Origin of the sequence: Kitasatospora sp. NPDC093558, from assembly GCF_040683475.1 — a bacterium.
Lineage (GTDB): Bacteria > Actinomycetota > Actinomycetes > Streptomycetales > Streptomycetaceae > Kitasatospora.
This window is the reverse complement of sequence record NZ_JBFBDY010000385.1, coordinates 1-6,076: the sequence shown is the minus strand read 5'-3', so window position 1 is coordinate 6,076 and position 6,076 is coordinate 1. Positions and strand designations below refer to the sequence as shown.

Annotated in this window: 3 protein-coding genes; all 3 read left to right on the top strand. The window is 71.7% G+C overall.

All coding sequences use genetic code 11. The annotated features are described in order from the left end of the window. Nucleotides 1-2,335 (top strand): collagenase (locus AB0O00_RS27050; RefSeq protein ID WP_363656013.1); only part of this gene is annotated, 2,335 nt, incomplete at its 5' end. 229 nt (nt 2,336-2,564) lie between these two features. Continuing rightward, nucleotides 2,565-3,389, top strand: coding sequence for an FAD binding domain-containing protein (locus AB0O00_RS27045; RefSeq protein WP_363656011.1), 825 nt, complete (start codon nt 2,565-2,567; stop codon nt 3,387-3,389). Further along, the coding region (locus tag AB0O00_RS27040) for a molybdopterin cofactor-binding domain-containing protein (protein ID WP_363656009.1) at nt 3,386-6,076 on the top strand (2,691 nt) is incomplete at its 3' end. The genes AB0O00_RS27045 and AB0O00_RS27040, both read left to right, overlap by 4 nt.

Sequence of the window (6,076 nt, the reverse complement as noted above, 5' to 3'; positions counted from 1 at the left end):
CGCCGCGAGCCGCGCGACCGTCCAGGACCACCGCCTGACGCCCGCCCAGCTCCCGCCGCGCAGCCCGCTGACCACACCCACGACGGCCCCCCACAACGCGGCCCCGCTGCTCGCCGCCGCTTCCTGCACCCCGGCCGACTTCAGTAGCCGCACCGGGTCCGCACTGGTCTCCTTCGTCAAAGCCTCGGCACCCGACTGCGTCAACACGCTCTTCGGCCTCGCCGGCACCAACGCGTCCGGGGTCTTCCGCGAGAGCCAGATGCTCACGATCGCGGGCGCCCTCAAGGACGTCGCCGCCGCCTACCCGGGCGACAACTCGACGGGGATCCTGCCGCTGGTGCTCTACCTGCGCGCCGGGTACTACGTGCAGTACAACCACCCGACGGACGTCGGCCCGTACGACTCCGCCCTCACCACCGCGGTGGCGGGCGGCCTCGACGCGTTCACCACGAGCCCGCACTTCACTGACGTCACCGACGCGAACGGGCAGATCGCGGGCGAGGCCGTCATCCTCACCGACAGCGCCAACCTCCAGGCGCGCTACCTCGGCACGTACAAGAAGGTGCTGAACGGCTACACCAGCGCGTACAACGGCTCCTGGCACATGGTCAACTTCGTCAACGACGTCTACACCCCGATCTTCCGCGGGCACCAGAACCAGGACTACGTCGACGCCGTCACCGCCGACCCGAGCATCATCGACACCCTGAACGCCTTCGCGCTCAACCACCGCGACCTGCTCGGCGGGACCAACTCCTTCCTCGACTCCAACGCCGGCATCGAGACCGCCCGCTTCATCGAGCACCCCGCCCTCCAGGCCAAGGTGCGCCCGCTGATGAAGGGTCTCCTCGACGCGTCGTCCATCACCGGCCCCACCGCCTCGCTGTGGGTCGGCGTCGCCGGGCTGGCCGCCGCGTACGACCAGGCCCAGTGCTCCTACTACGGCGTCTGCGACCTGCCCCAGCGGCTCGCCGCCGCCGCCCTCCCGATCAGCCGCACCTGCGACGCCGCGCACACCATCCGCGCGCAGGACCTCACCGCGGCCGACCTCGACGCCGTCTGCGCGAGCCTGCAGAACCAGGACCCGTTCGTCCACAACCTCGTCAAGGACAACGGCCCGATACCCGGCCAGTACGAGAACACCCTCCAGCTGGTCAACTTCGCCAGCCCGGCGGACTACCAGACCTACGCCGGGCCGATCTACGGCATCGACACCAACAACGGCGGCATGACCCTCACCGGCGACCCGAGCAACCCGGCCAACCAGCCGCTCTCGATCACCTACCGGCACGCCACCGACAACGGCTTCACGGCCCGGGTCTGGAACCTCAACCACGAGTACACGCACGCCCTCGACGCGCGCTACGACATGAAGGGCAACTTCTCGCAGCAGATCGCCGTCCCCGACGTGTGGTGGATCGAGGGCGTCGCCGAGTACGTCTCCTACACCTACCGCGGCGTCACCGACACCCAGGCCGTGTCCGAGGCCGGCAAGCACACCTACAAGCTCAGCACCCTCTTCCAGAACACCTACGACAACAGCGACACCACGCGCACCTACCCGTGGGGCTACCTCGCCGTCCGCTACATGGAGGAGAAGCACCCGGACGTCGTCCAGGCGATGCTCTCCCACTTCCGCACCGGCGACTACCCCGGCGGCTACGCCGTCTACAACTCCCTCGGCACGTCGTACGACGCCGACTTCGACGCCTGGCTGACCGCCTGCGCCGCCGGGGCCTGCGCCACCACGGGCGGCGCCCCGACCGCCGCGTTCGACAGCACCGCCGACGGCCTGACCGTCCGGCTCACCGACCGCTCCACCGAGACGGGCAGCGGCCGGATCACCTCCTGGGCCTGGGACTTCGGTGACGGCACCACCGCCACCACGGCCAGCCCGTCGAAGACGTACGCCGCGCCCGGCACCTACACCGTGACCCTGACCGTCACCGACGACAGCGGCCACACCGCGACCGCGAGCAAGGCGCTCACCGTCACCGACGGCACGACGGCCTGCACCGCGGCCGACACCCGCGTGCTGGACCGCAACTGCTACCGCACCAACCAGTCGGCCACCGCGGGCAACCTCGCCTACTACTACATCTGGCTCCCCGCCGGCACCACGACCCTCACCGTCACCACCAAGGGCGGCACCGGCACGGCGTACCTGCTCTACAACCCCAACTCCTGGGCGACGCCGAGCGCCCACACGGACGCCTCGTTCAACGACGGCACCACCCAGGGCCTGACCGTCATCAACAACACGGCCGGCTACCGCTACGTCAGCCTCTACGCGCAGACCGCGTTCAGCGGGGTCACCGTCACGGCCCGGTACTGAACCTTCGCGGCAAAGGCGGCGGCCCGGGACACCCTCCCGGGCCGCTGCTCGCGTTCAGTGCTCATCGCATTCGCGAGGCTACGGACCGTATAGCCATCGCATGTGCGAGGCAGGAGACTTGGTCGATCATCCAGTCCAGCCGGACGTGCCTGGTAGCCGAGCCCACTCGTTCGGGAGTCCCGCCGTTGCTTCAATCGCCGTACTGAACGGTCGAGGACGGTGGTTGGACGTGGACCTGAACACGGTGGTGGAGCTGCGCGACGCGCGGCGTCGCGAGACCTGGCGGCCGGGGGACGCCTGGCTGGGCGGCGGGACGTACCTGTTCTCCGAGCCGCAGCCGCACATCCGCCGGCTCGTCGACCTCGGCCGGATGGGCTGGGAGCCGGTCCGGATGACCGCGGCGGGGGACCTGGAGATCGCGGCGACCTGCACGATCGCCCAGCTCTCCCGCTTCGCCCGGGGCGCGGACTGGCCGGCCGCGCCGCTGTTCGAGCAGTGCTGCCGGGCGTTCCTCGCCTCCTGGAAGATCTGGAACATGGCCACCGTCGGCGGCAACCTCTGCAACGGGCTGCCGGCCGGGCCGATGATCTCGCTGACCGCCGCCCTGGACGGCGTGTGCACCCTGCTCTCCCAGGCGGGCGAGGTGCGCGAGGTGCCGGTGAAGGACTTCGTGACCGGCGCCGGCGTCAAGGTCCTGCGGCCCGGCGAGCTGCTGCGGTCGATCACCGTCCCCGCCCGCGCGCTGGCGAGCCGGACGGCGTTCCGCCAGGCCTCGCTGTACGGGCTCGGCCGCTCCGGCGCCCTGCTGATCGGCGCCCGCGACCCGATCGACGGCGAACTCGCGCTCACCATCACGGCCTCCACCGTCCGCCCGATCCAGCTGCGCTTCGCCGTCCCGCCCAACGCCGAGGCCGTGCGGGAGGCGGTCGCGTACGGCGTCCGGCCCGACGAGTACTTCGACGACATCCACGGACTCCCGGCCTGGCGGCGGCACATGACCCACCGCTTCGCCGAGGAGATCCGCCGCGAACTGGTCGAGGAGGCCGGGCGATGAGCTACCGCATCCGCGTCAACGGCGAGGACTTCGACGCCGAGCCGAGAGCGGGCCAGTGCCTGCGCACGTACCTGCGCGAGCGCGGCTGGTTCGGGGTGAAGAAGGGCTGCGACGCGGGCGACTGCGGCGCCTGCACCGTGCAGGTCGACGGCAACCCGGTGCACAGCTGCCTCTACCCGGCGCTGCGCGCCGAGGGCCGTTCCGTCACCACCGTGGAGGGGCTCGCCAAGGACGGCGAACTCCACCCGATGCAGCAGCGGTTCCTCGACGCCCAGGGCTTCCAGTGCGGCTTCTGCACGGCCGGCATGCTGATGACCACCAGCGCGCTCGACGAGGAGCAACTCGCCGACCTGCCGAGGGCGTTGAAGGGCAACCTCTGCCGCTGCACCGGCTACCGGGCGATCGAGGACTCCGTCCGGGGCGTCAAGCACACCGAGGCGCCGTGCGCCGGCCAGGCCGTCGGCCGCAGCCTCGGCGCGCCCGCCGGGCCGCAGGTGGTCACCGGCACCGCCCGCTACACCTTCGACCTCGACGTCGAGGGCCTGCTGCACATGAAGCTGCTGCGCTCCCCGCACCCGCACGCCCGGATCGTCGCCATCGACACCTCGGCGGCCCTGCGGGTGCCCGGGGTGGTCGCCGTGTTCACCCACGAGGACGCCCCGGAGAAGCTCTACTCCTCGGCCCGGCACGAGCACCCCACCGAGGACCCGGACGACACCCGGGTGCTCGACGACGTGGTCCGCTTCGTCGGCCAGCGGGTCGCCGCCGTGGTCGCCGAGAGCGAGGGCGCCGCCGAAGAGGGCTGCCGGCGGATCGTCGTCGCGTACGAACAACTCCCGTACGTCCTGGACCCGGAGGAGGCGATGGCGCCGGGTGCGCCGGTCATCCACCCCAAGGGGCCGGAGTCGCGGATCGCCCGCGCGGAGAACAACGTCTGCGGCGAGGCCCACGGCGAGATGGGCGACGTCGAGCGGGGCTTCGCCGAGGCGGACGTGGTGTACGAGGAGACGTTCCGCACCCAGCGGGTGCAGCACGCGAGCCTGGAGACGCACGGCTGCGTCGTCTACTTCGAGTCGGGCGGGGAGACGGAGGCCGAGGAGACGGGGGAGGAGCGGCTCGTCGTCCGCTCCTCCACCCAGGTGCCGTTCCTCACCCGCCGGGCGCTGTGCGACCTGTACGACCTGCCGATGGAACAGGTCAGGGTGGTCGCCGGCCGGGTCGGCGGCGGCTTCGGTGGCAAGCAGGAGATGCTCACCGAGGACATCGCGGTGCTCGCGGCGCTGCGCCTGCACCGGCCGGTCAAGCTGGAGTTCACGCGCGCCGAGCAGTTCTACGGCGCCACCACCCGGCACCCGTTCACGATCACCGTCAAGCTCGGCGCGAAGGCCGACGGGACGCTCACCGCGCTGCAGTACCGCGTCGTGTCCAACACGGGCGCGTACGGCAACCACGGGCCGGCCGTGATGTTCCACAGCGTCGGCGAGGCGATGGGCGTCTACCGCGCGCCGCACAAGAAGGTCGACGCGTACGCCGTCTACACGAACGGCGTGCCCGCCGGCGCCTTCCGCGGCTACGGCCTCGGCCAGGTCACCTTCGCCGTCGAATCGGCGATGGACGAGCTCGCCCGGCGGCTGGGGATCGACCCGCTGGTGCTGCGCGAGCGCAACATCATCGGCCCCGGCGAGCACATGGAGGGCCCGCTCGGCGAGGAGGAGGACCTCCACATCGCCAGCTACGGCCTCGACCAGTGCCTCGCCGTCGTCCGCAACGCCCTCGCCGACGACACCAGCGCCGAACTCGCCCCCGAGGGCTGGCTGGTGGGCCAGGGCTTCGCCATGGCGGCCATCGCCTGCGGCCCGCCCGGCGGCCACATCGCCGACGCCACCGTGAAGCTCCTGGAGGACGGCACGTACGACATCGCCGTCGGCACCGCGGAGTTCGGCAACGGCACCACCACCGTCCACAAGCAGATCACCGCCGGCGCCCTCGGCACCACCGTCGACCGGATCGCCATCCGGCAGTCCGACACCGACGTCGTCAAGCACGACACCGGCGCCTTCGGCTCCGCCGGCACGGTCGTCGCGGGCAAGGCGGTGATGAAGGCGGCCAACGCGCTCGCCGAACGGATCCTCGGCTTCACCGCCGAGTACGCCCGCACCCCGCGCGGCCTGCTGCGCCTCACCGCCGACGCGGTCGAGTGCGACGGGCGGGCGGTCGCGCTCAAGGAGGTGTTCGAGGCCGCCCGCGGCCAGGGCGTGGAGCTCAGCGCCGACGGACACTTCGGCGGCTCGCCGCGCTCGATCGCCTTCAACTCCCAGTGGTTCCGCATCGCCGTCGACCCGGACACCGGCGAGATGCGGATCCTGCGCAGCGTCCACGGCGCCGACGCCGGCAAGGTGATGAACCCGCTCCAGTGCCGTGGCCAGGTCGAGGGCGGGGTGGCCCAGGCGCTCGGCGCGACGCTGTTCGAGCAGGTCCTGGTCGACGACCGGGGCGAGGTCACCACCGCCGCCTTCCGGCGCTACCGGCTGCCGGCGTACGCCGACGTGCCCCGCACGGAGGTGCACTTCTCCGACACGTCGGACGCCATCGGCCCCCTCGGCGCCAAGTCGATGTCCGAGAGCCCCTTCAACCCGGTGCCGCCCGCCTTCGCCAACGCCCTGCGCGACGCGACCGGCATCCGGTTC